The organism is Streptomyces sp. NPDC002125, assembly GCF_053593715.1.
In genome coordinates this window covers 1-21,921 of the sequence record NZ_JBSFDD010000016.1, presented here as the reverse complement: position 1 = coordinate 21,921, position 21,921 = coordinate 1, and the positions used below count along the sequence as shown (strand labels likewise).

Sequence of the window (21,921 nt, the reverse complement as noted above, 5' to 3'; positions counted from 1 at the left end):
GATGTCGCGACTCGGCAATCTCGGCGCCCGGCTCTACCGTGGCGAGGTCGGTTACGACTTCATCGGCAAGCGCAAGATCTGGTACGGCGTCTCGATCCTGATCACCATCACGGCCATCCTCGGCCTGGCGGTCAGCGGCCTGAACATGGGCATCGAGTTCAAGGGCGGCGCGGTCTTCACGACCGACACCAAGGCCAAGGTCTCCGTCTCCCAGGCCCACGAGGACGCGGTCGCGGCCTCCGGCCACGAGGCGATCGTCCAGGAGCTCGGCAACGGCGGGCTCCGCATCCAGATCACCGAGGTCGACACCGCCAAGGCGGACGAGATCAAGGCCCAGCTCTCCGAGGACCTCGGCATCCCCGAGGCGCAGATCAACGCGGACCTCGTCGGCCCCAGCTGGGGCGAGCAGATCGCCAACAAGGCCTGGGCGGGCCTCGGCATCTTCATGGTCCTCGTGGTGGTCTACCTGGCCATCGCCTTCGAATGGCGGATGGCCGTCGCCGCGCTCATCGCGCTGATCCACGACATCACCATCACGGTCGGTGTCTACGCCCTCGTCGGCTTCGAGGTCACCCCGGGCACCGTGATCGGTCTGCTGACCATCCTCGGTTACTCCCTCTACGACACGGTCGTGGTCTTCGACAGCCTCAAGGAGGGCACGAACGGGATCACCAAGCAGACCCGCTGGACCTACAGCGAGATCGCGAACCGCTCCATCAACGGCACGCTGGTGCGCTCCATCAACACCACCGTCGTGGCGCTGCTGCCGGTCGCCGGTCTGCTGTTCATCGGTGGCGGTGTCCTCGGCGCCGGCATGCTGAACGACATCTCGCTCTCCCTCTTCGTCGGCCTCGCCGCCGGTGCGTACTCCTCGATCTTCATCGCCACCCCGCTGGTGGCCGACCTCAAGGAGCGCGAGCCGCAGATAAAGGCACTGAAGAAGCGGATCCTCGCCAAGCGTGCCGCCGCGGCGGCCAAGGGCGAGTCCGTCGAGGACGAGCGTGACGACCGGGAGCAGGACGTCGAGGACGGCGAGCCCGCAGGCGCCGTGATCGGCCAGCGCCGCCAGCCCGGCGGACACGGCCGGACCCCGAGGAACCGCCGATGACCAGCACGGACATCGACGAGACGACCCGGGAGCTCCTGCTCAGCCGGATCCGTGACGTTCCGGACTATCCGAAGCCGGGCGTGCTGTTCAAGGACATCACCCCGCTGCTCGCGGACCCGGTGGCCTTCACCGCGCTCACGGACTGGTTCGTGGAGCTGTGCGTACGCCACGGCGCCACCAAGATCGTCGGCCTGGAGGCGCGCGGCTTCATCCTGGCCGCGCCCGTCTCCGTGCGGGCCGGGATCGGCTTCGTACCGGTACGCAAGGCCGGGAAGCTCCCCGGAGCCACGCTCGGGCAGGCCTACGAGCTGGAGTACGGCACCGCGGAGATCGAGATCCACGCCGAGGACCTGTCCGCCGACGACCGGGTCATGGTGATCGACGACGTCCTGGCCACCGGTGGCACCGCCGAGGCCTCGCTGGAGCTGATCCAGCGGGCCGGTGCCCAGGTCGCCGGGGTGGCGGTCCTCATGGAGCTCGGCTTCCTCGCGGGCCGTGCCCGGCTGGAGACGGGGCTGCGTGACGCCCCGCTGGAGGCTCTGATCACCCTCTGAGCCGCAGCCGCGCGGTCACAGCGCGTGCAGGGACGCAACAGGACGGGCACCCGGGAACATCCGGGTGCCCGTCCCGTGTGGTGAGGGGATCCACACTCCCCGGGCGAGGACCCGCCCCGGGGTCGTTACCATGGGCTTTCCGGTAGCCCGGATCCGCACGAGGAGCGCTCTTGCCAGACGAGGTCCAGCCAGTCGCCGCCCCGCAGCCCGATAAGCCCGCTGCGGCCCCCGCCACGCCCGGAAAGGCGCGGCCCGACGCGGCAGCGGCCGAGCCCGGGCCTGCCGGCGAGCACACGCAGGGCCCCGCCCAGGCTCCCCAGCCCTCCGCCACACCGGCGAAGCCGGCCCCGCCGCCCGGCACGAAGGCGGCGCCCGGACCCTCCGCGGCGAAGCAGGCACCCCCGGCGAAGCCCGCCACCGGATCGCCCGCGCCGCAGCCCCCGGCACCGGCTCCCGCCCCCACTCCGGCGAAGCCCCCGGCCGCCAAGCCCGCCGCCGCACCCCCGCCGGCGACGGCCCGCTCCGGCGGCTCCTCCAACCGGGTCCGGGCCCGCCTCGCCCGTCTGGGCGTGCAGCGCTCCAGCCCGTACAACCCGGTCCTCGAACCCCTCCTGCGCACGGTCCGCGGCAACGACCCCAAGATCGAGTCGGCCACGCTGCGCCAGATCGAGAAGGCCTACCAGGTCGCCGAGCGCTGGCACCGCGGCCAGAAGCGCAAGAGCGGCGACCCGTACATCACCCACCCCCTCGCCGTCACCACGATCCTGGCCGAGCTCGGCATGGACCCGGCGACGCTGATGGCCGGGCTGCTGCACGACACCGTCGAGGACACCGAGTACGGCCTCGACACCCTGCGCAAGGACTTCGGCGACCAGGTCGCGCTGCTCGTCGACGGCGTCACCAAGCTGGACAAGGTCAAGTTCGGCGAGGCGGCCCAGGCCGAGACCGTGCGCAAGATGGTCGTGGCCATGGCCAAGGACCCGCGGGTCCTGGTCATCAAGCTCGCCGACCGCCTGCACAATATGCGCACCATGCGCTATCTCAAGCGGGAGAAGCAGGAGAAGAAGGCCCGCGAGACCCTTGAGATCTACGCGCCGCTGGCCCACCGCCTCGGCATGAACACCATCAAGTGGGAGCTGGAGGACCTCGCCTTCGCGATCCTCTACCCCAAGATGTACGACGAGATCGTCCGCCTCGTCGCCGAGCGCGCGCCCAAGCGCGACGAGTACCTCGCCATAGTGACCGACGAGGTCCAGGCCGACCTGCGCGCCGCCCGGATCAAGGCCACCGTCACCGGCCGGCCGAAGCACTACTACAGCGTCTACCAGAAGATGATCGTGCGGGGCCGCGACTTCGCCGAGATCTACGACCTGGTGGGCATCCGCGTCCTCGTCGATACCGTCCGCGACTGCTACGCGGCGCTCGGCACCGTCCACGCCCGGTGGAATCCGGTGCCCGGGCGGTTCAAGGACTACATCGCGATGCCCAAGTTCAACATGTACCAATCGCTGCACACCACGGTGATCGGTCCCAGCGGCAAGCCCGTCGAGCTCCAGATTCGTACGTTCGACATGCACCGCCGCGCCGAGTACGGCATCGCCGCGCACTGGAAGTACAAGCAGGAGGCCGTCGCGGGCGCTTCCAAGGTGCGCACGGACGTCCCCAAGAACACGGGCGGCGGCCGGGGCCAGGACACCGTCAACGACATGGCGTGGCTGCGTCAGCTCCTCGACTGGCAGAAGGAGACGGAGGACCCCAGCGAGTTCCTGGAGTCCCTGCGCTTCGACCTCTCGCGCAACGAGGTCTTCGTCTTCACGCCGAAGGGCGACGTGATAGCGCTGCCCGCCGGCGCGACGCCGGTCGACTTCGCGTACGCGGTCCACACGGAGGTCGGCCACCGGACGATAGGAGCACGGGTCAACGGACGGCTCGTCCCCCTGGAGTCGACGCTCGACAACGGCGACCTGGTGGAGGTCTTCACCTCGAAGGCGGCGGGCGCCGGACCCTCCCGGGACTGGCTCCAGTTCGTCAAGTCGCCCCGGGCGCGCAACAAGATCCGGGCCTGGTTCTCCAAGGAGCGCCGGGACGAGGCGATCGAGCAGGGCAAGGACTCCATCGCGCGGGCCATGCGCAAGCAGAACCTGCCGATCCAGCGCATCCTGACGGGCGACTCCCTGGTCACGCTGGCGCACGAGATGCGCTACCCGGACATCTCCTCGCTGTACGCGGCGATCGGCGAGGGCCATGTCGCCGCGGCGGGCGTCGTCCAGAAGCTCGTCCAGGCCCTCGGCGGCGAGGACGCGGCCAACGAGGACCTTGCGGAGAGCTCGCCGCCCTCGCACGGCCGCAGCAAGCGCCGGTCCAAGGGGGATCCGGGTGTCGTCGTCAAGGGCGTCGAGGACGTCTGGGTCAAGCTGGCCCGCTGCTGCACGCCCGTTCCCGGCGACCCGATCATCGGATTCGTGACCCGGGGCAGCGGAGTCTCCGTGCACCGCGCGGACTGCGTGAACGTCGACTCGCTCTCGCAGCAGCCCGAGCGCATCCTCGACGTGGAGTGGGCACCCACCCAGTCGTCGGTCTTCCTCGTCGCCATCCAGGTCGAGGCGCTGGACCGGTCGCGGCTGCTCTCGGACGTCACGCGTGTCCTGTCCGACCAGCACGTGAACATCCTGTCGGCGGCCGTGCAGACCTCCCGCGACCGGGTGGCCACCTCGCGCTTCACCTTCGAGATGGGCGACCCGAAGCACCTGGGACATGTACTGAAGGCCGTACGGGGCGTGGAGGGCGTCTACGACGTCTACCGGGTGACGTCGGCCCGTCGGCCCTGAGAGCTGTCGGCCGTGCGCCCGCGTCGCAGCCACACGCGAGAGGGGCTCCCGTACGCATGACGCGTACGGGAGCCCCTCCCACGGTGCCTGGACGGCAGCAGGCTCAGCCGCCGAACTCCTCCAGGCCCTTCAGCGCCTGGTCCAGCAGCGCCTGACGGCCCTCCAGCTCACGGGAGAGCTTGTCGGCCCGGGCGTTGTTGCCCGAGGCGCGTGCCGTGTCGATCTGCGTGCGCAGCTTGTCGACGGCCGCCTGGAGCTGACCGGTCAGACCCGCGGCACGCGCACGCGCCTCCGGGTTCGTCCGGCGCCACTCGGACTCCTCGGCCTCCTGGAGCGCGCGCTCCACCGCGTGCAGCCGGCCCTCGACCTTCGGGCGGGCGTCACGCGGGACGTGGCCGATGGCCTCCCAGCGCTCGTTGACCGAACGGAACGCGGCCCTGGCCGCCTTCAGATCCGTCACCGGGACGAGCTTCTCGGCCTCGGTCGCGAGCTCCTCCTTGAGCTTGAGGTTCTCGCCCTGCTCCGCGTCCCGCTCGGCGAAGACACCGCTGCGAGCCGCGAAGAAGACGTCCTGGGCGCCGCGGAAGCGGTTCCACAGCTCGTCCTCGGCCTCGCGCTGTGCGCGTCCCGCCGCCTTCCACTCGGTCATCAGGTCGCGGTAACGGGCCGCCGTCGCGCCCCAGTCGGTCGAGCTTGAGAGCGACTCGGCCTCGGCGACCAGCTTCTCCTTGGCCTTGCGGGCATCCTCGCGCTGGGCGTCCAGCGCGGCGAAGTGCGCCTTGCGGCGCTTGGAGAAGGCGGAACGGGCATGCGAGAAGCGGTGCCACAGCTCGTCGTCGGACTTGCGGTCCAGACGAGGCAGCCCCTTCCAGGTGTCGACGAGCGCCCTCAGGCGCTCACCCGCGGACCGCCACTGCTCGCTCTGCGCCAGCTCCTCCGCCTCGACGACGAGCGCCTCCTTGGCCTGACGGGCCTCGTCGGTCTGCTTCGCCTTCTGGACCTTGCGCTCCTCACGGCGGGAGTCGACCGTCGCGACGAGGGTGTCCAGCCGCTTGCCGAGCGCGGCGAGGTCACCGACGGCGTGGTGCTCGTCGACCTGCTGGCGCAGGTGCTCGATCGCAGCCGTGGCGTCCTTCGCCGAGAGGTCGGTGGTCCTCACCCGCCGCTCGAGGAGGCCGATCTCGACCACCAGGCCCTCGTACTTGCGCTCGAAATAGGCCAGGGCCTCCTCGGGGGAACCGGCCTGCCACGATCCGACGACCTGCTCGCCCTCGGCTGTACGCACGTACACGGTGCCCGTCTCATCGACACGGCCCCACGGGTCGCTGCTCACAGCGCCTCCTCCACCTGATGCATCGAGGGGGTTCGCCCCCCGTGCATCGTCCACAGTTTCCTGGGGCGGGCAGCGCCCGCCCTCCACAACGCCAATCTAGGCGACCGGCCACCCGGCTGTCCGCACTCAGCGCGGCTGAAATTCTCCGGTCCGCCCCGGGGACGGACGCAGGGTGGCCACTTCGGGCGTCAGGCCTTCTCGACGGTCCCCTTCTCGACGGTGACGGTCTTCTTCGGAGCACCGTCACCCGCACCGTCCACGACGCCCGCCTCGGCGATCTTCTTGACGGCCTTCAGACCGGCCGCGTCCATGGTGCCGAACGGCGTGTAGCTGGGCGGGAGTTTGGTGTCCTTGTAGACCAGGAAGAACTGGCTGCCGCCGGTGCCCGGCTGGCCGGTGTTCGCCATCGCGACGGTGCCCGCCGGATAGGTCACCGCCCCGTCGTCGCCCGCCTTGCCCAGCGCCGTCAGGTTCTCGTCGGGGATCGTGTAGCCGGGACCGCCCGTGCCGTCGCCCTTCGGGTCACCGCACTGCAGGACGAAGATGCCCTCCGTGGTCAGGCGGTGGCACTTCGTACCGTCGAAGTACTTCTTGTCCGCCAGGGCCTTGAAGGAATTGGTGGTGTGCGGGGTCTTCGCCGCGTCCATGGCGATCCCGATGTCACCCTGGCTCGTCTTGAGCGCCAGCGTGTACTTCGCCTTCTTGTCGATCGTCATCTCGGGCTCGGGCGCACTGCTCTCGCTCGCCGAGGGAGAGGCCGAGGGGCTCGCGCTCGCGGCCGCGTCCGCGGAGCTCTTCGCGTCGTCACCGTCGATGAGGACGTACGAGCCCACGCCGATGACGGCCACCACGGCCACCGCCGAAGCGATGATCGCCGTGAGGCGCCTGGTCCTGCGGCGGGCCTCCTCCCGGCGCTGCTGCTGCCGCTCGAACTTCTCCCGGGCGAGCTGCCGCCGCCGCTGATCGCTGCTGACCACCGGATGGTCTCCTTGTACGTCGTGTGATCGGGCCTGGATTGCCCCGTACGGTATATGGGTTAGCTGTGGAATGAGGAGCGCCGGTAGGCTCTGATCTGCCGCCTTCCCCTCCGCGGCCCTCCTCGTCGGACGAACACTAAGGACGATCGTGCTCATTGCCGGGTTCCCCGCCGGGGCCTGGGGGACCAACTGCTACCTGGTCGCCCCCGCCGCAGGCGAGGAGTGCGTGATCATCGACCCCGGCCACCAGGCCGCCCAGGGCGTCGAGGAAGCACTGAAGAAGCATCGGCTCAAGCCCGTCGCCGTCGTGCTCACCCACGGCCACATCGACCACGTCGCCTCGGTCGTCCCCGTCTGCGGCGCCCATGACGTCCCCGCCTGGATCCACCCCGAGGACCGCTACATGATGAGCGACCCGGAGAAGGCCCTCGGCCGCTCCATCGGGATGCCGCTCATGGGCGAGCTGACCGTGGGCGAGCCCGACGACGTCAAGGAGCTGGCCGACGGCGCCCGGCTGAAGCTGGCGGGCATGGAGTTCGGCGTCGCGCACGCGCCCGGCCATACCAAGGGGTCGGTGACGTTCAGGATGTCCGAGGCCGCGGATGTCCCGCAGGTCCTCTTCTCGGGCGACCTGCTCTTCGCCGGCTCCGTCGGACGCACCGACCTGCCCGGCGGCGACCACGCCGAGCTGCTCGAGTCGCTGGCCCGTGTGTGCCTGCCGCTCGACGACTCGACCGTGGTGCTGTCCGGCCACGGCCCCCAGACGACCATCGGCCGCGAGCGCGCCTCCAATCCGTATCTGCACGGCCTGGACGCGCCCCGCCGAGGAATGTGACGAGAGAAAAACACCGTGAGCACCTTCCAGGCCCCCAAGGGCACGTACGACCTGATCCCCCCGAGCTCCGCGAAGTTCCTCGCGGTGCGCGAGGCGCTCTCCACCCCCCTGAAGAACTCCGGCTACGGCTACATCGAGACGCCCGGTTTCGAGGACGTCGCCCTGTTCTCCCGCGGCGTCGGTGAGTCCACCGACATCGTGTCCAAGGAGATGTACGCCTTCGAGACCAAGGGCGGCGACAAGCTCGCACTGCGCCCCGAGGGCACCGCGTCCGTACTGCGCGCGGCGCTGGAGGCCAACCTGCACAAGGCGGGCAACATCCCCGTCAAGCTCTGGTACTCCGGCTCGTACTACCGCTACGAGAAGCCGCAGGCCGGCCGTTACCGCCACTTCTCGCAGGTGGGCGCCGAGGCGATCGGCACCGAGGACCCCGCGCTCGACGCCGAGCTGATCATCCTCGCCGACCAGGCGTACCGCTCGCTCGGCCTCAGCCAGTTCCGCATCCTGCTGAACTCGCTGGGCGACAAGGAGTGCCGCCCCGTCTACCGCGAGGCGCTCCAGACCTTCCTGCGCGACCTCGACCTCGACGAGGACACCCGCCGCCGCATCGAGATCAACCCCCTGCGGGTCCTCGACGACAAGCGGGCCGACGTCCAGAAGCAGCTGACCGGCGCCCCGATGCTGCGCGACTTCCTCTGCGACGCCTGCAAGGCGTACCACGAGGAGGTCCGCGAGCTCCTGACGGCGGCCGGTGTGGTGTACGAGGACGACGAGAAGCTGGTCCGCGGCCTCGACTACTACACCCGCACGACCTTCGAGTTCGTCCACGACGGCCTGGGCTCCCAGTCCGCGGTGGGCGGCGGCGGCCGGTACGACGGGCTGTCCGAGATGATCGGCGGCCCCTCCCTGCCGTCCGTCGGCTGGGCACTCGGCGTGGACCGCACGGTGCTCGCCCTGGAGGCCGAGGGCGTCGAGCTCGACATCCCCTCCACCACCAGCGTGTACGCCGTCCCGCTCGGCGAAGAGGCCCGGCGGGTGCTCTTCGGTCTGGTCACCGAGCTGCGCAAGGCCGGAGTCGCCACGGACTTCGCGTTCGGCGGCCGGGGGCTGAAGGGCGCGATGAAGAACGCCAACCGTTCCGGCGCCCGGTACGCGCTCGTCGCCGGCGAGCGCGATCTCGCCGAGGGCGCGGTCCAGCTCAAGGACATGGAGTCGGGCGAGCAGGAGGCGGTCGCGCTCGACGCCCTCGTGGCCACCGTGCGGGCCAAGCTGGCCTGACCCGCTCTCCCCTCCACCCCTGTGCCCGCCCGCCCGGCCCGACCGGGCGGGCACAGTGCGTCCCGGCCCGAACGGGCGGGGGCGGGGCGTCCTGGCCCCGTCGGCCGTCAACAGCATGGGCGGGGACTCACCCTCCGGGTTGATTTCGGGTACGGGACGGCCGTCACGCGCCGGGGAAGCGGTGCCCCCGCCCGCCCCGTGGGGACCGCCTGTCCGGGCGTGCAGAGCGGACCCTTCGCGCGCACACCTTTATGCCGATCGAACGGATGGCCACGACGGCTGTGCGGCACAATGACCGTGCCCGGCTGGCTACTCAGTGATGGAACGGCGATATGACGATGGCAGCGGTAGATCATCCCTCCTCCCGACAGGACGAGGACAACGGAGCCAGGACCTTCGGCGGCAGCCGTGCGCTCGCACTGCTGCTGGTGATCACCGGCGCCGCCGGACTGCTCGCCGCCTGGGTGATCACGATCGACAAGTTCAAGCTGCTGGAGGACCCGAGCTTCACGCCGGGATGCAGCCTGAACCCGGTGGTCGCGTGCGGTAACATCATGAAGAGCGAGCAGGCCTCCGCCTTCGGCTTCCCCAACCCGATGCTCGGCATCGCCACCTACTCCGTGGTCATCGGCATCGGCCTGGCCCTCCTCGCGGGTGCCCGCTTCCGCGCCTGGTACTGGCTGGGCCTCAACGCCGGCACGCTGTTCGGCGTCGGCTTCTGCACCTGGCTCCAGTACCAGTCGCTGTACAACATCAACTCGCTCTGCCTCTGGTGCTGCCTGGCCTGGGTCGCCACGATCTTCATGTTCTGCTACGTCACCACGCACAACATCAAGCACGGCATCCTGCCCGCGCCCGCCTGGCTGCGGAACGCCCTCAGCGAGTTCCACTGGGTGCCGCCGGTGCTCTGGATCGGGATCATCGGCATGCTGATCCTGACCCGCTGGTGGGACTTCTGGACCAGCTGACGCGGCAGGCGGGTCTGTCGGTGGGGTGACATAGGCTTCACAGCGTGGAGCCCGACCTCTTTACCGCAGCAGCCGAAGACCGCCAGGAGAAGGACCCGTCCAGCAGCCCTCTGGCTGTCCGGATGCGCCCTCGCACACTGGACGAGGTCGTCGGCCAGCAGCATCTGCTCAAGCCGGGCTCGCCGCTGCGCCGCCTTGTGGGGGAGGGCAGCGGAGGCCCCGCGGGCCCCTCGTCGGTGATCCTCTGGGGTCCGCCCGGCACGGGGAAGACGACCCTGGCATACGTGGTCAGCAAGGCCACCAACAAGCGCTTCGTCGAGCTCTCCGCGATCACCGCGGGCGTCAAGGAGGTCCGGGCCGTCATCGAGGGCGCGCGCCGCGCCACCGGCGGCTTCGGCAAGGAGACCGTCCTCTTCCTCGACGAGATCCACCGCTTCTCCAAGGCCCAGCAGGACTCCCTGCTCCCCGCAGTCGAGAACCGCTGGGTCACGCTGATCGCGGCCACCACGGAGAATCCGTACTTCTCGATCATCTCCCCGCTGCTGTCCCGCTCGCTGCTCCTCACTCTGGAGCCGCTCACCGACGAGGACCTGCGGGCGCTGCTGCGGCGGGCCCTGACCGACGAGCGCGGGCTGGGCGGTGCCGTCACCCTGCCCGAGGACGCCGAGGCGCATCTGCTGCGGATCGCCGGCGGCGACGCCAGGCGCGCGCTGACCGCCCTGGAGGCGGCTGCCGGAGCTGCCCTCACCACGCACGAGCGGGAGATCACGCTCACGACGCTCGAGGAGACCGTCGACCGCGCCGCCGTGAAGTACGACCGTGACGGCGATCAGCACTACGACGTCGCGAGCGCCCTGATCAAGTCGATCCGCGGGTCCGACGTGGACGCCGCCCTGCACTATCTCGCCCGGATGATCGAGGCGGGGGAGGACCCGCGCTTCATCGCCAGGCGGCTCATGATCTCCGCCAGCGAGGACATCGGCCTCGCCGACCCGACGGCGCTGCCCACCGCGGTCGCGGCCGCCCAGGCCGTGGCCATGATCGGCTTCCCGGAGGCGGCGCTCACCCTCAGCCACGCCACGATCGCGCTGGCGCTCGCCCCCAAGTCCAACGCGGCGACGCTCGCGATCTTTGCGGCGCAGGAGGACGTGCGCAGGGGCCTCGCGGGACCCGTCCCCGCCCATCTGCGCGACGGCCACTACAAGGGCGCCGCCAAGCTGGGCCATGCCCAGGGCTATGTCTACCCGCACGACGTCCCCGGCGGTATCGCCGCCCAGGAGTACGCCCCGGAGGCCGTCCGAGGCAGGCGCTACTACGAACCCACGCGGTACGGCGCGGAGGCGCGCTACGCGGACGTGGCGGACCGGGTCCGCGAGCGGCTCGGCCGCACCGGCCCGGACGGTCCCGCGTCCTCGTGACGGCCGCGGACCGGGTGTGCGCCGCCTGACGGCCGCGGCTCAGCAGGCCGCCGCCTCGAAGAGCGTGTGCATCGCGCGGCGCAGCTCGGCGATGTCGCGTACGGGCTCGGGAAACTCGAAGCGTGCGTCGAAGCAGGCCCCGCCGCCCTCGACGAACCGCACCCGCAGGCCGAAGCGGTCGAGTGCGACGGGCACGGCCTGCGGCCGGTTCTCCGGGCAGTCGCACTCCGCGCGCTCACCGAGCAGCGCGGACAGCGTCGCCATCTGTTCGCCGTGGGCGGCGTGCAGATGCTGGAGCAGCTCGGCCTCGTGGTCCACCATCGGATCGGCGACGGCGTCCCTGAAGTCCTCGGGCTCGACCTCCTCGTATCCCCACAGGTCGTCGATCGACGCGTCCCCGAACTCCAGCCGGAGCATCATCCGGCCGGGCTGAGCCAGCCCCGGCACGGAGGTGAGCCAGCCGGCGACGCGGGCCCGGCCGCGGATCCGGTGCGGGACGGAGACCGGTGCGACGTCGGTGATCTCCAGAACGGCGGTCAGTTCGTCGCCCTGGGCGTGCGTCGCGGCCCGTACGAGCGGCGAATCCGCTGGGAATCCGAGGAAGAGATCCCCCTCGGGACCGACGCTCCTGGAGTCGGGCATCAGCTGGTCCGGGTGGACCACCGACAGCCCCGGTACGAGCAGCACCGCGGAGCAGGTACTCTGTACGAGAGTTCGTGTGCGCTCGGCTGCTGACGGCATCCGAGTGTTTTCAAGCCCGCTGGGACGCGGCTGACCACGATCAGATCGGCCTTCCGTCGTAGCAGCACCTTCTGTCGTGCTGCCGCTGTCTGTGCTGTCCGTGACGTGTGTGGTGTTCCCAGGGCGAGACATGCGATCTCCTTGAGTAAGGTAAGCCTAACCTAACCTACAACGGAGGTCTGGAGAACGTGCCTAACCAGTCGCGTCCCAAGGTCAAGAAGTCGCGTGCCCTCGGCATCGCCCTGACGCCGAAGGCTGTCAAGTACTTCGAAGCCCGCCCCTACCCGCCGGGCGAGCACGGCCGTGGCCGCAAGCAGAACTCGGACTACAAGGTCCGTCTGCTCGAGAAGCAGCGTCTGCGTGCGCAGTACGACATCAGCGAGCGCCAGATGGCGCGTGCCTACGACCGCGCCCGTAAGGCCGAGGGCAAGACGGGCGAGGCGCTGGTCGTCGAGCTCGAGCGCCGCCTCGACGCCCTGGTCCTGCGTTCGGGCATCGCCCGCACCATCTACCAGGCCCGCCAGATGGTCGTCCACGGCCACATCGAGGTCAACGGTGGCAAGGTCGACAAGCCGTCCTTCCGCGTGCGCCCCGACGACGTCGTGCAGGTCCGCGAGCGCAGCCGCTCCAAGGTCCCCTTCCAGGTGGCCCGCGAGGGTGGTTACGACACGGACGGCGAGACCCCGCGCTACCTCCAGGTGAACCTGAAGGCCCTGGCCTTCCGCCTGGACCGTGACCCGAACCGCAAGGAAATCCCGGTCATCTGCGACGAGCAGCTCGTCGTCGAGTACTACGCCCGCTGACGCAGGCGCAGCTCTCAACCGAGCTCGGGCCCGCCCCTCCCTGTCGTACGGGAGGCGGCGGGCCTTCGCGTTTCCCCCGCGCCGGAGCCGCCGGGCCCCGGCGCGGGGAGCGCCCCCGCCTCCCCGCCGGTGCCGAGCGCCCGGGCCACCGCCCCCGGGGTGTCCAGCAGACGGCCCGTCCTGCGCGCGGCGTCGTACCGTACGTCGCCCAGTGCCGCCCTGGCCCGCTCCTCGCACTGCAGCCGGGGCCTGCCGTAGTGGGCGGAGCCGAACAGCGGCAGCCCCACCGAGGGCCAGATCCGGTCCGCCGCCCCCTGGAGCACCGCCGCCTCGGTGGCGTCGCCCTCGACCGCCGTGATCAGGGCGAGCAGCTCCAGCGAGAGGGCCGTGCCGAGCAGATCGTCGAAGGTGTGCCCGATCGACAGGGCCTCCTCCAGCATCCGGCGCGCCCGCCCGCTCAGTCCCGCCTCCAGCGCCGTGAAGCCCAGGACGTACAGCGCGTAGGCCAGGGCCCACCGTTCGCCGTGGTCCTCGCAGATCTCGCGGACCTCGTCGCAGATCGCCGCGGCCCCGTCCAGGTCCCCGAGGAAGGCCACGGCCATGCCCAGCTCGACCTGGGCCATCAGGACGTTGCTGTTCAGCTCGCCGATCTCCCGGTAGCGCGTGAGCGCCTCGCGCAGCAGTTCCTCGGCGCGACCCGGGTCGTCCGTGACGATCGAGAGGCAGCCCGTACGGTGCACCGCGTAGGCCACGGCGGCGGCGTCCCCCGAGCGTTCACCCTCCTCGCGGCACTCCTGGAGGGCGGAGACCGCGCCGGCCGGGTCCCCCTGGAGCACCGCCACATATCCCAGAACCCACAGGGCCTTCAGCCGTGAGTGGTCGTAGGGGGACTCCTCCTCCAGGACGTGGTCCAGCCAGTGGCGGCCCTCCGACAGATGTCCGCATCCGGTCCAGTAGAACCAGAGGGTCCCCGCGAGGTACTGCGCGAGATGCACCTCGTCGGGGCTCTCCATCGAGCACTCCATCGCCTGGCGGAGGTTGGGCAGCTCGCTGTCGATCCGGGCGGCGGCGTCGGCCTGTCTGGGGCTGAACCAGTCGAGCTCGCACCAGGTGGCGAGCCCCAGATACCAGTCCCGGTGCCTGCGGCGCAGCCGGTCGGCGTCACCGGTCGCCCGCAGCCACTCGGCGCCGTACTCCCGCACGGTGTCCAGCAGCCGGTAGCGGCTGCCGAGGGCCGAGTCCTCGCGCAGCACCACGGACTGGGCCAGCAGTTCGTCGAGGACGTCGAGCACCGAGTCGGCAGGCAGCCCCGCGCCGCCGCAGATGTACTCGACGGCCTCCAGGTCGAACTGCCCGGCGAACACCGAGAGCCTCGCCCACAGCATCCGCTGCTCGGGAGCGCACAGCTCATGGCTCCAGCCGATGGCCGTACGCAGCGTCTGGTGGCGGGGGAGCGCGTTGGGGCTGCCTCCCGTCAGCAGCCGGAAGCGGTCGTCGAGGCGTTGCAGCACCTGCTCCACGGTCAGGGCCCGCAGCCGCCCAGCCGCCAGCTCCAGGGCGAGCGGGATGCCGTCGAGGCGCCGGCAGAGCTCCCGTGCCGTCTCCCGGTCACCGTCCGTCAGCCGGAAGCCGGGCCGCACCGCCGCGGCACGCCGGGCGAAGAGCTCCATGGCGTCGTCGTCCCCCATCGGCGCCAGGGGGAAGGTGCGTTCACCGTCCACCCGCAGCGGCCGGCGCCCGGCGGCGAGCACCTGGAGGCGCGGCGCCCGGCGCAGCAGTTCCCTCACCAGCCCGGCGCACGCATCGAGCAGATGTTCGAAACCGTCGATCACCAGAAGGAGGCTGCGTTCCGAACAGTGTTCGATCAGAATGGCGCGCGGGGGCCGGTGAGTGTGGTCGGTCAGCCCCAGGGCGTCGACCAGGGCGTGTTCGAGGAGCTCGGGATCGCGGACCGATGACAGCTCGGCGATCCACACGCCATCGCAGTACCGTTTCTCCATGAGCGCCGCGACCCGGGACGCGAAGCGGGTCTTCCCGACCCCGGCGACTCCGGCCACGGTGACGAGCCTGGACTCCCGCAGGAGCGAGTCGAGTTCCGCCAGTTCGTCGTGGCGGCCCACGAAGGCGTCCAGCTCGGCCGGGAGATTTCCGCGTACGGGGACGGGCTCCGCGTCGTCGGGCGTGGGGGAGGGGCGCTGAGGGCGTCGCATGAAACACGCAGAGTACTGGCACATAAGCTCTCCGTACAATCTCCCCGCTCCCGGGGCCCGTTCCACGACCCGTGCCACGGTCACCCCGACCGGCCGCGCCGCCCGCCCGTAATGCGGTACGGCGCGTGACGCCCGGCGCGATAGGCTCGGGGGACGACGATCGGCAGTGGTGGCAGTGCGCGCCGGCCGAACAGAGACAGGCAGAACGCCGGCCGGGAGATGCCCCGGCCGATGCGGACGACGAGCAGAGAGCGGTGCACTGTGTCCGGTGGAGAGGTGGCCGGCATCCTGGTGGCTGTCTTCTGGGCGATCCTGGTGTCCTTCCTCGCCGTGGTACTGGTGAGGCTGGCCCAGACGCTCAAGGCGACCACCGCGCTGGTGGCGGACGTGACGGAGCAGGCGGTCCCGCTGCTCGCCGACGCCTCCGCAACGCTGCGCTCCGCGCAGACCCAGCTGGACAAGGTCGACGCCATCGCGAGCGACGTCCAGGAGGTCACCTCCAACGCCTCCGCGCTCTCCACCACCGTCGCCTCCACGTTCGGCGGCCCGCTCGTGAAGGTCGCGGCCTTCGGCTACGGGGTACGGCAGGCGATCGGCCGCCGCACCGCCGGAGAGCCGGAGCCGGCCCGCAAGGCCGCCCGCCGCACCGTGATTGTCGGCCGTACCGTGCCGTCCGCCCGCGACAAGAAGCGGACCGGCCGAAGCTCCCGCGGACAGAAGGACTGACGCAGCGATGTTCCGCCGTACGTTCTGGTTCACCGCCGGCGCAGCCGCCGGTGTCTGGGCCACCACCAAGGTCAACCGCAAGATCCGCCAGCTGACCCCGGAGAGCCTCGCGGCGCAGGCCGCCGACAAGGCGCTCGAAGCGGGCCACAAGCTGAAGGACTTCGCCCTCGACGTGCGTGAGGGCATGGTCAGGCGCGAGGCGGAACTGGGCGGGGCGCTCGGCATCGAGGCGCCGCACGACCCCGAACTCGTCCCCCATCGGACACTCCCCTACAACTCGAACAACCGGAATGAGGACCACTAATGGAGTCGGCTGAAATTCGCCGCCGCTGGCTGAGCTTCTTCGAGGAGCGCGGTCACACCGTCGTGCCTTCGGCGTCGCTCATCGCGGACGACCCGACTCTGCTGCTGGTCCCCGCGGGCATGGTTCCCTTCAAGCCCTACTTCCTCGGCGAGGTCAAGCCGCCCGCCCCGCGCGTCACCAGCGTGCAGAAGTGCGTGCGTACGCCGGACATCGAAGAGGTCGGCAAGACCACCCGGCACGGCACGTTCTTCCAGATGTGCGGCAACTTCTCGTTCGGCGACTACTTCAAGGAAGGCGCCATCGAGTTGGCCTGGGCGGCGCTCACCAGCTCCGTCGAGGACGGCGGCTTCGGCCTCGACCCCGAGCGCCTCTGGATCACGGTCTACCTCGACGACGACGAGGCCGAGCAGATCTGGCGCGAGAAGATCGGCGTCCCCGCCGAGCGCATCCAGCGCCTGGGCAAGAAGGACAACTTCTGGTCCATGGGCGTCCCCGGCCCCTGCGGCCCGTGCTCCGAGATCAACTACGACCGCGGTCCCGAGTTCGGCGTCGAGGGCGGCCCCGCCGTCAACGACGAGCGCTACGTGGAGATCTGGAACCTCGTCTTCATGCAGTACGAGCGGGGCGCCGGTGACGGCAAGGAGGACTTCCCGATCCTCGGCGACCTGCCGTCGAAGAACATCGACACGGGACTCGGCCTCGAACGCCTCGCCATGATCCTGCAGGGCGTGCAGAACATGTACGAGACCGACACCCTGCGCGTCGTGATGGACAAGGCCACCGAGCTCACCGGCGTCCGCTACGGCGCCGAGCAGGGCTCCGACGTCTCCCTCCGGGTCGTCGCCGACCACATCCGTACGTCGGTCATGCTCATCGGCGACGGTGTCACCCCCGGCAACGAGGGCCGCGGCTACGTCCTGCGCCGCATCATGCGCCGCGCCATCCGCAACATGCGCCTCATGGGCGCCACCGGGCCGGTGGTCCGTGAGCTCGTCGACGTCGTCGTCGACACCATGGGGCAGCAGTACCCGGAGCTGATCACCGACCGCAAGCGCATCGAGACCGTCGCCCTCGCCGAGGAAGCCGCCTTCCTGAAGGCCCTCAAGGGCGGCACGAACATCCTCGAGACCGCCGTCACCGAGACCAAGGCCGCCGGCGGCAGGGTCCTGGCCGGCGACAAGGCGTTCCTGCTCCACGACACCTGGGGCTTCCCGATCGACCTCACGCTGGAGATGGCCGCCGAACAGGGCCTCTCGGTGGACGAGGACGGCTTCCGCCGCCTCATGCAGGAGCAGCGGGACAAGGCCAAGGCCGACGCCAAGGCCAAGAAGACCGGGCACGCCGACCTGTCCGCCTACCGCGAGGTCGCCGACAACTCCGGCGTCACCGAGTTCACCGGCTACACCAGCATCGAGGGCGAGTCGAAGATCGTCGGCCTGCTCGTCGACGGTGTGCCCTCGCCCGCCGCCTCCGAGGGCGACGAGGTCGAGGTCGTCCTCGACCGCACCCCGTTCTACGCCGAGGGCGGCGGCCAGCTCGCCGACCAGGGCCGGATCCGGCTCGACACCGGTGCCGTCATCACGATCCGCGACGTGCAGCAGCCCGTCCCCGGAGTCTCGGTCCACAAGGGCTCGGTCCAGGTCGGAGAGGTGACCGTCGGCGCCTCCGCCTACGCCGCCATCGACAACACCCGCCGCCGCGCCATCGCCCGCGCCCACAGCGCCACGCACCTCACCCACCAGGCGCTGCGCGACGCTCTCGGCCCGACGGCCGCCCAGGCGGGTTCGGAGAACTCGCCCGGCCGCTTCCGCTTCGACTTCGGCTCGCCCGCCGCCGTACCCGGCACGGTCCTCACCGATGTCGAGCAGAAGATCAACGAGGTCCTCGCCCGGGAGCTCGACGTCCAGGCCGAGGTCATGTCCATCGACGACGCCAAGAAGCAGGGCGCCATCGCGGAGTTCGGCGAGAAGTACGGCGAGCGGGTCCGCGTCGTCACCATCGGTGACTTCTCCAAGGAGCTGTGCGGCGGTACGCACGTCGGCAACACCGCCCAGCTGGGCCTGGTGAAGCTGCTCGGCGAGTCGTCCATCGGCTCCGGGGTCCGCCGCATCGAGGCCCTGGTCGGCGTGGACGCGTACAACTTCCTCGCCAAGGAGCACACGGTCGTCGCCCAGCTCCAGGAGCTGCTCAAGGGCCGTCCCGAGGAGCTCCCCGAGAAGATCTCCGGCATGCTCGGCAAGCTCAAGGACGCCGAGAAGGAGATCGAGAAGTTCCGCGCGGAGAAGGTGCTCGCCGCCGCCGCCGGACTGGTGGAGTCCGCCAAGGACGTACGCGGTGTCGCCCTGGTCACCGGTCAGGTGCCGGACGGCACCTCGGCCGACGACCTGCGCAAGCTGGTCCTCGACGTGCGCGGGCGCATCCAGGGCGGCCGGGCGGCCGTCGTGGCCCTGTTCACCACCGCCAACGGCCGCCCGCTGACGGTCATCGCCACCAACGAGGCCGCCCGCGAGCGCGGTCTCAAGGCCGGTGACCTGGTCCGTACCGCGGCCAAGACCCTCGGCGGCGGTGGCGGCGGCAAGCCGGACGTCGCCCAGGGCGGCGGCCAGAACCCGGACGCCATCGGTGACGCCGTCGCCGCTGTCGAACGCCTCGTCACCGAGACGGCGTGACGCCGGAGATGACGCAGATGCGCAGAGGACGCCGACTCGCGATCGATGTCGGCGACGCCCGGATCGGGGTCGCCTCGTGCGACCCCGACGGGATCCTCGCCACGCCGGTGGAGACCGTGCCGGGACGTGACGTCCCGGCCGCCCACAGGCGCCTCGGCCAGATCGTCGAGGAGTACGAACCGATCGAGGTCGTCGTGGGGCTGCCCCGCTCCCTCGGGGGCGGGGAGGGCCCGGCCGCCGCTAAGGTCCGTGCGTTCGCCCAGGTGTTCGCCCGTGCGATCGCACCGATTCCTGTACGTCTCCTGGACGAGAGGATGACCACAGTGACGGCCACTCAAGGGCTGCGCGCTTCGGGCGTGAAGTCCAAGAAGGGCCGGTCTGTCATCGACCAGGCTGCCGCTGTGGTGATCCTTCAGAACGCTCTGGAGTCCGAACGGGCGTCAGGCACTGCTCCGGGCGAGGGCGTCGAAGTGGTTGTCTGATCGCGATACGGTAACGTTCCGCGCGATGCGCCGGTGTTCGAACAGACACCGCACAGCAAAGCGAAGAGGCGGAGCGTCGTCTCGCGGCTCAAGGGGATCGATGACTGAGTATGGCCGGGGCCCCGGCTCCGAACCGTGGCATCCCGAGGACCCCTTGTACGGGGACCAGGGATGGGGAGGTCACCAGGCCGCCCACGGCCAGGGCCAGTACGAAGGCCAGCAGCAGCCCTACGCGCAGGACCCGTTCGCCCAGCAGGGCTACCAGCAGGACCCGTACCAGCAGCAGCACCAGCAGCAGGACCCGTATCAGCAGCAGCACCAGCAGCCGTACGACCCCTACGGCCAGCAGCAGCCCCCTCAGCACCAGCAGCCGCAGCAGCCGCAGTACGACAACGGCGGCTGGGACACCGGCCAGCAGGCGGCGATGCCGTACGGGGCGCAGCAGCAGCCCCCGTACGGCCACAACTCCGGCGGCTACGGCGAGCAGGCCGACTACTACGGCACCCCCGAGGCCTACCCCCCGCCGCAGCCTCCGGGGCGCCGTGAGCAGGCACCCCAGCAGCAGGGCCAGGACTGGGACCCGGACGCGCCGCAGGAGGAGACGCATCCTTTCTTCACCGGCGCGGACGAGCCGGCCGAGGAGCGCGAATCCCGCGGGTCGCGCGGCTCGCGGGACGACGATGACGACTACGACGACGACCCGCGCGAGTCCCGGCGGGGCGGCGACCGCCGCGGCAAGGGCAAGAAGAAGAGCCGCAACGGCTGCGCGTGCCTCGGCGTCGCCGCGGTCCTCGTCGGCGGGCTCGGCGGGGTGGGTTACTTCGGTTACTCCTACTACCAGAGCCAGTTCGGCGAGGCCCCGGACTACGCGGGTGACGGCACGAGCACGGTCGAGGTCGAGATCCCCGAGGGCGCGTTCGGGAACGAGATCGCGAACATCCTCAAGAAGGCCGGCGTCGTGAAATCGGTCGACGCCTTCATTTCCGCCCAGAACGGAAATCCCAAGGGGAAGTCCATTCAGGCCGGTGTCTATCTCCTGAAGAAGGAGATGTCCGCCGACAGTGCTGTCGAGCTGATGCTGAGCCCGTCCAGCCAGGACGCGATGATCATTCCCGAGGGAACCAGCACCACCGGGGTCTACGCGGCGATCGACAAGAGGCTGAAGCTGAAGTCCGGCACCACCGCCGGTGTCGCGAAGACGAAGGCCGAGAGCTTCGGGCTGCCCGAATGGGCGGACGACGACCCGGGAATCAAGGACCCGCTGGAAGGATTCCTCTTCCCGGCGGCGTACGCGGTCCCCAAGGGCTCCAAGCCCGAGGACGCGCTGAAGAAGATGGTCACCCGGGCCAAGAAGGAATACGCGAAACTCGATCTCGAGGAGAATGCCCAGAAGCTGAATCTGGACTCTCCGCTCGACGTCATCACCGTGGCGAGCCTCGTCCAGAAAGAGGGCAAGTACAAGCACGACTTCGACAAGGTCGCGAGGGTCGTCTACAACCGGCTCAAGCCTGACAATCTCGAAACCGTCGGCAGGCTCGAATTCGACTCCACGGTCAATTACATCCGGGATGAGAGCACGCTGGATGTGGGAGCCGTCGACGATCTGCGGAAGATCGACGATCCGTACAACACGTACAGCATCAAGGGCCTGCCGCTCGGCCCGATCTCCAATCCGGGCGCGGACGCGCTGCACTCGGCGATCAGCCCGGCCGACGGCCCCTGGTACTACTTCGTCTCCGTCACCGAGGACAAGACGCTGTTCGCCGTGACGAACGAGGAGCACGAGCGCAACCGCAAGCAGTACGAAGAGAACAAGGCCAACCAGTGAGCACCACCCGCCGCGCCGCCGTCCTCGGCTCGCCCATCGCCCACTCCCTCAGCCCGGCCCTGCACCGCGCCGCGTACGCGGAGCTCGGCCTGGAGGGCTGGTCGTACGACAGCTTCGACATCGACGAGGCGGCGCTGCCCGGCTTCGTCGAGGGGCTGGACTCCTCCTGGGCGGGGCTCTCCCTGACCATGCCGCTCAAGCGCGCGGTGATCCCGCTGCTGGACGAGATCAGTCCGACGGCGGCGTCGGTCGAGGCCGTCAACACCCTGGTCCTCACCGAGGACGGCCGGCGCCTCGGCGACAACACGGACATCCCCGGGATGATCGCGGCCCTGCGCGAGCGCGGGGTCGAGAAGGTGGAGTCCGCGGCCGTCCTCGGAGCCGGAGCGACCGCGTCCTCCGCGCTGGCCGCCCTCGCCGAGATCTGCACCGGGCCCGTCACGGCCTATGTGCGCAGCGCGACACGGGCCGACGAGATGCGCGGCTGGGGCGAACGCCTCGGGGCCGACGTCCGCGTCGCGGACTGGGCCCGGGCCGAGGAGGCGCTGCACGCCCCCCTGGTCATCGCCACCACCCCGGCCGGCACCACGGACGCGCTGGCGGACGTGGTCCCGCCGGCCCCCGGAACCCTCTTCGACGTGCTGTACGAGCCCTGGCCGACCGCCCTGGCCTCGCGCTGGGCGGCCACGGGCGCCGGTGTCGTGGGAGGCCTCGACCTCCTCGTCCACCAGGCGGTCCTCCAGGTGGAACAGATGACCGGTCTGGCCAGGAGGAGTTCTACGCCCAGTACAGCAAGTTCACCGACGCGAGGATCATCCAGGACCTGAGCAGGACCACCGCCGATGTGGTGGTGGGCACC

18 protein-coding genes are annotated in these 21,921 nt (G+C 70.3%); 14 read left to right on the top strand and 4 right to left on the bottom strand.

Annotation, left to right across the window (positions count from 1 at the left end; translation table 11 throughout):
* Position 1: 1 nt before the first annotated feature.
* The 3 genes from secF to ACWCQM_RS24995 all read left to right on the top strand — a co-directional run bounded on the left by secF (position 2) and on the right by ACWCQM_RS24995 (position 4,490).
* Positions 2-1,108, top strand: a complete 1,107-nt coding sequence (gene secF / locus ACWCQM_RS25005) for a protein translocase subunit SecF (RefSeq protein ID WP_450917386.1) — start codon at positions 2-4, stop codon at positions 1,106-1,108.
* Complete coding sequence (locus ACWCQM_RS25000) at positions 1,105-1,662, top strand: adenine phosphoribosyltransferase (protein WP_450917385.1); 558 nt, start codon at positions 1,105-1,107, stop codon at positions 1,660-1,662. The genes secF and ACWCQM_RS25000 overlap by 4 nt, the downstream gene beginning before the upstream one ends.
* A 170-nt stretch (positions 1,663-1,832) precedes the next feature.
* Entirely contained in the window at positions 1,833-4,490 is a 2,658-nt protein-coding gene (locus ACWCQM_RS24995; protein WP_450917384.1) for a RelA/SpoT family protein, read from the top strand.
* Between the two features lie 103 nt (positions 4,491-4,593).
* Here the strand turns inward: ACWCQM_RS24995 and ACWCQM_RS24990 are convergent, their stop codons facing one another.
* Complete coding sequence (locus tag ACWCQM_RS24990; RefSeq protein ID WP_450917383.1) at positions 4,594-5,823, bottom strand: DUF349 domain-containing protein; 1,230 nt, start codon at positions 5,821-5,823, stop codon at positions 4,594-4,596.
* Positions 5,824-6,011: 188 nt separating this feature from the next.
* Positions 6,012-6,800 (bottom strand): peptidylprolyl isomerase, encoded by a 789-nt coding sequence (locus tag ACWCQM_RS24985; RefSeq protein ID WP_450917382.1) that lies wholly within the window; start codon positions 6,798-6,800, stop codon positions 6,012-6,014.
* 148 nt (positions 6,801-6,948) lie between these two features.
* Between ACWCQM_RS24985 and ACWCQM_RS24980 the strand changes: the two genes are divergently transcribed.
* The 4 genes from ACWCQM_RS24980 (at position 6,949) to ACWCQM_RS24965 (ending at position 11,299) form a co-directional block, all read left to right on the top strand.
* Positions 6,949-7,635: an MBL fold metallo-hydrolase gene (locus ACWCQM_RS24980; RefSeq protein WP_450917381.1), complete on the top strand. Its 687-nt coding sequence runs from the start codon at positions 6,949-6,951 to the stop codon at positions 7,633-7,635.
* Positions 7,636-7,650: 15 nt separating this feature from the next.
* Positions 7,651-8,913 carry a histidine--tRNA ligase gene (gene hisS / locus ACWCQM_RS24975; RefSeq protein WP_450917380.1) on the top strand — a complete coding sequence of 421 codons (1,263 nt, stop codon included), beginning with the start codon at positions 7,651-7,653 and terminating at the stop codon, positions 8,911-8,913.
* Positions 8,914-9,245: 332 nt separating this feature from the next.
* Positions 9,246-9,881, top strand: a complete 636-nt coding sequence (locus tag ACWCQM_RS24970) for a vitamin K epoxide reductase family protein (protein ID WP_450917379.1) — start codon at positions 9,246-9,248, stop codon at positions 9,879-9,881.
* 44 nt (positions 9,882-9,925) lie between these two features.
* Entirely contained in the window at positions 9,926-11,299 is a 1,374-nt protein-coding gene (locus ACWCQM_RS24965) for a replication-associated recombination protein A (RefSeq protein ID WP_450917378.1), read from the top strand.
* A gap of 39 nt (positions 11,300-11,338) precedes the next feature.
* Here the strand turns inward: ACWCQM_RS24965 and ACWCQM_RS24960 are convergent, their stop codons facing one another.
* Positions 11,339-12,040, bottom strand: a complete 702-nt coding sequence (locus tag ACWCQM_RS24960; RefSeq protein WP_450917377.1) for a DUF2470 domain-containing protein — start codon at positions 12,038-12,040, stop codon at positions 11,339-11,341.
* A gap of 188 nt (positions 12,041-12,228) precedes the next feature.
* On the opposite strand from ACWCQM_RS24960, the gene rpsD reads away from it, so the two are divergent.
* Positions 12,229-12,843 (top strand): 30S ribosomal protein S4, encoded by a 615-nt coding sequence (gene rpsD / locus ACWCQM_RS24955; protein ID WP_014157362.1) that lies wholly within the window; start codon positions 12,229-12,231, stop codon positions 12,841-12,843.
* Between the two features lie 14 nt (positions 12,844-12,857).
* Here the strand turns inward: rpsD and ACWCQM_RS24950 are convergent, their stop codons facing one another.
* Positions 12,858-15,053, bottom strand: a complete 2,196-nt coding sequence (locus ACWCQM_RS24950; RefSeq protein ID WP_450917376.1) for an ATP-binding protein — start codon at positions 15,051-15,053, stop codon at positions 12,858-12,860.
* Positions 15,054-15,329: 276 nt separating this feature from the next.
* Between ACWCQM_RS24950 and ACWCQM_RS24945 the strand changes: the two genes are divergently transcribed.
* The 6 genes from ACWCQM_RS24945 (at position 15,330) to ACWCQM_RS24920 (ending at position 21,889) form a co-directional block, all read left to right on the top strand.
* Complete coding sequence (locus ACWCQM_RS24945) at positions 15,330-15,779, top strand: DUF948 domain-containing protein (protein WP_450917375.1); 450 nt, start codon at positions 15,330-15,332, stop codon at positions 15,777-15,779.
* A 7-nt stretch (positions 15,780-15,786) separates the two neighbouring features.
* Positions 15,787-16,083, top strand: a complete 297-nt coding sequence (locus ACWCQM_RS24940) for a DUF6167 family protein (protein WP_450917374.1) — start codon at positions 15,787-15,789, stop codon at positions 16,081-16,083.
* Positions 16,083-18,752, top strand: a complete 2,670-nt coding sequence (gene alaS, locus ACWCQM_RS24935) for an alanine--tRNA ligase (protein WP_450917373.1) — start codon at positions 16,083-16,085, stop codon at positions 18,750-18,752. Before ACWCQM_RS24940 ends, alaS begins: the two co-directional genes overlap by 1 nt.
* Positions 18,753-18,760: 8 nt before the next feature.
* On the top strand, positions 18,761-19,234 hold the full coding sequence (gene ruvX / locus ACWCQM_RS24930; protein ID WP_450917513.1) for a Holliday junction resolvase RuvX: 474 nt from the start codon (positions 18,761-18,763) through the stop codon (positions 19,232-19,234).
* Positions 19,235-19,334: 100 nt separating this feature from the next.
* Positions 19,335-21,062, top strand: coding sequence for an endolytic transglycosylase MltG (gene mltG, locus ACWCQM_RS24925; RefSeq protein ID WP_450917372.1), 1,728 nt, complete (start codon positions 19,335-19,337; stop codon positions 21,060-21,062).
* Entirely contained in the window at positions 21,059-21,889 is an 831-nt protein-coding gene (locus ACWCQM_RS24920) for a shikimate dehydrogenase (RefSeq protein ID WP_450917371.1), read from the top strand. Before mltG ends, ACWCQM_RS24920 begins: the two co-directional genes overlap by 4 nt.
* Positions 21,890-21,921 lie beyond the last annotated feature (32 nt).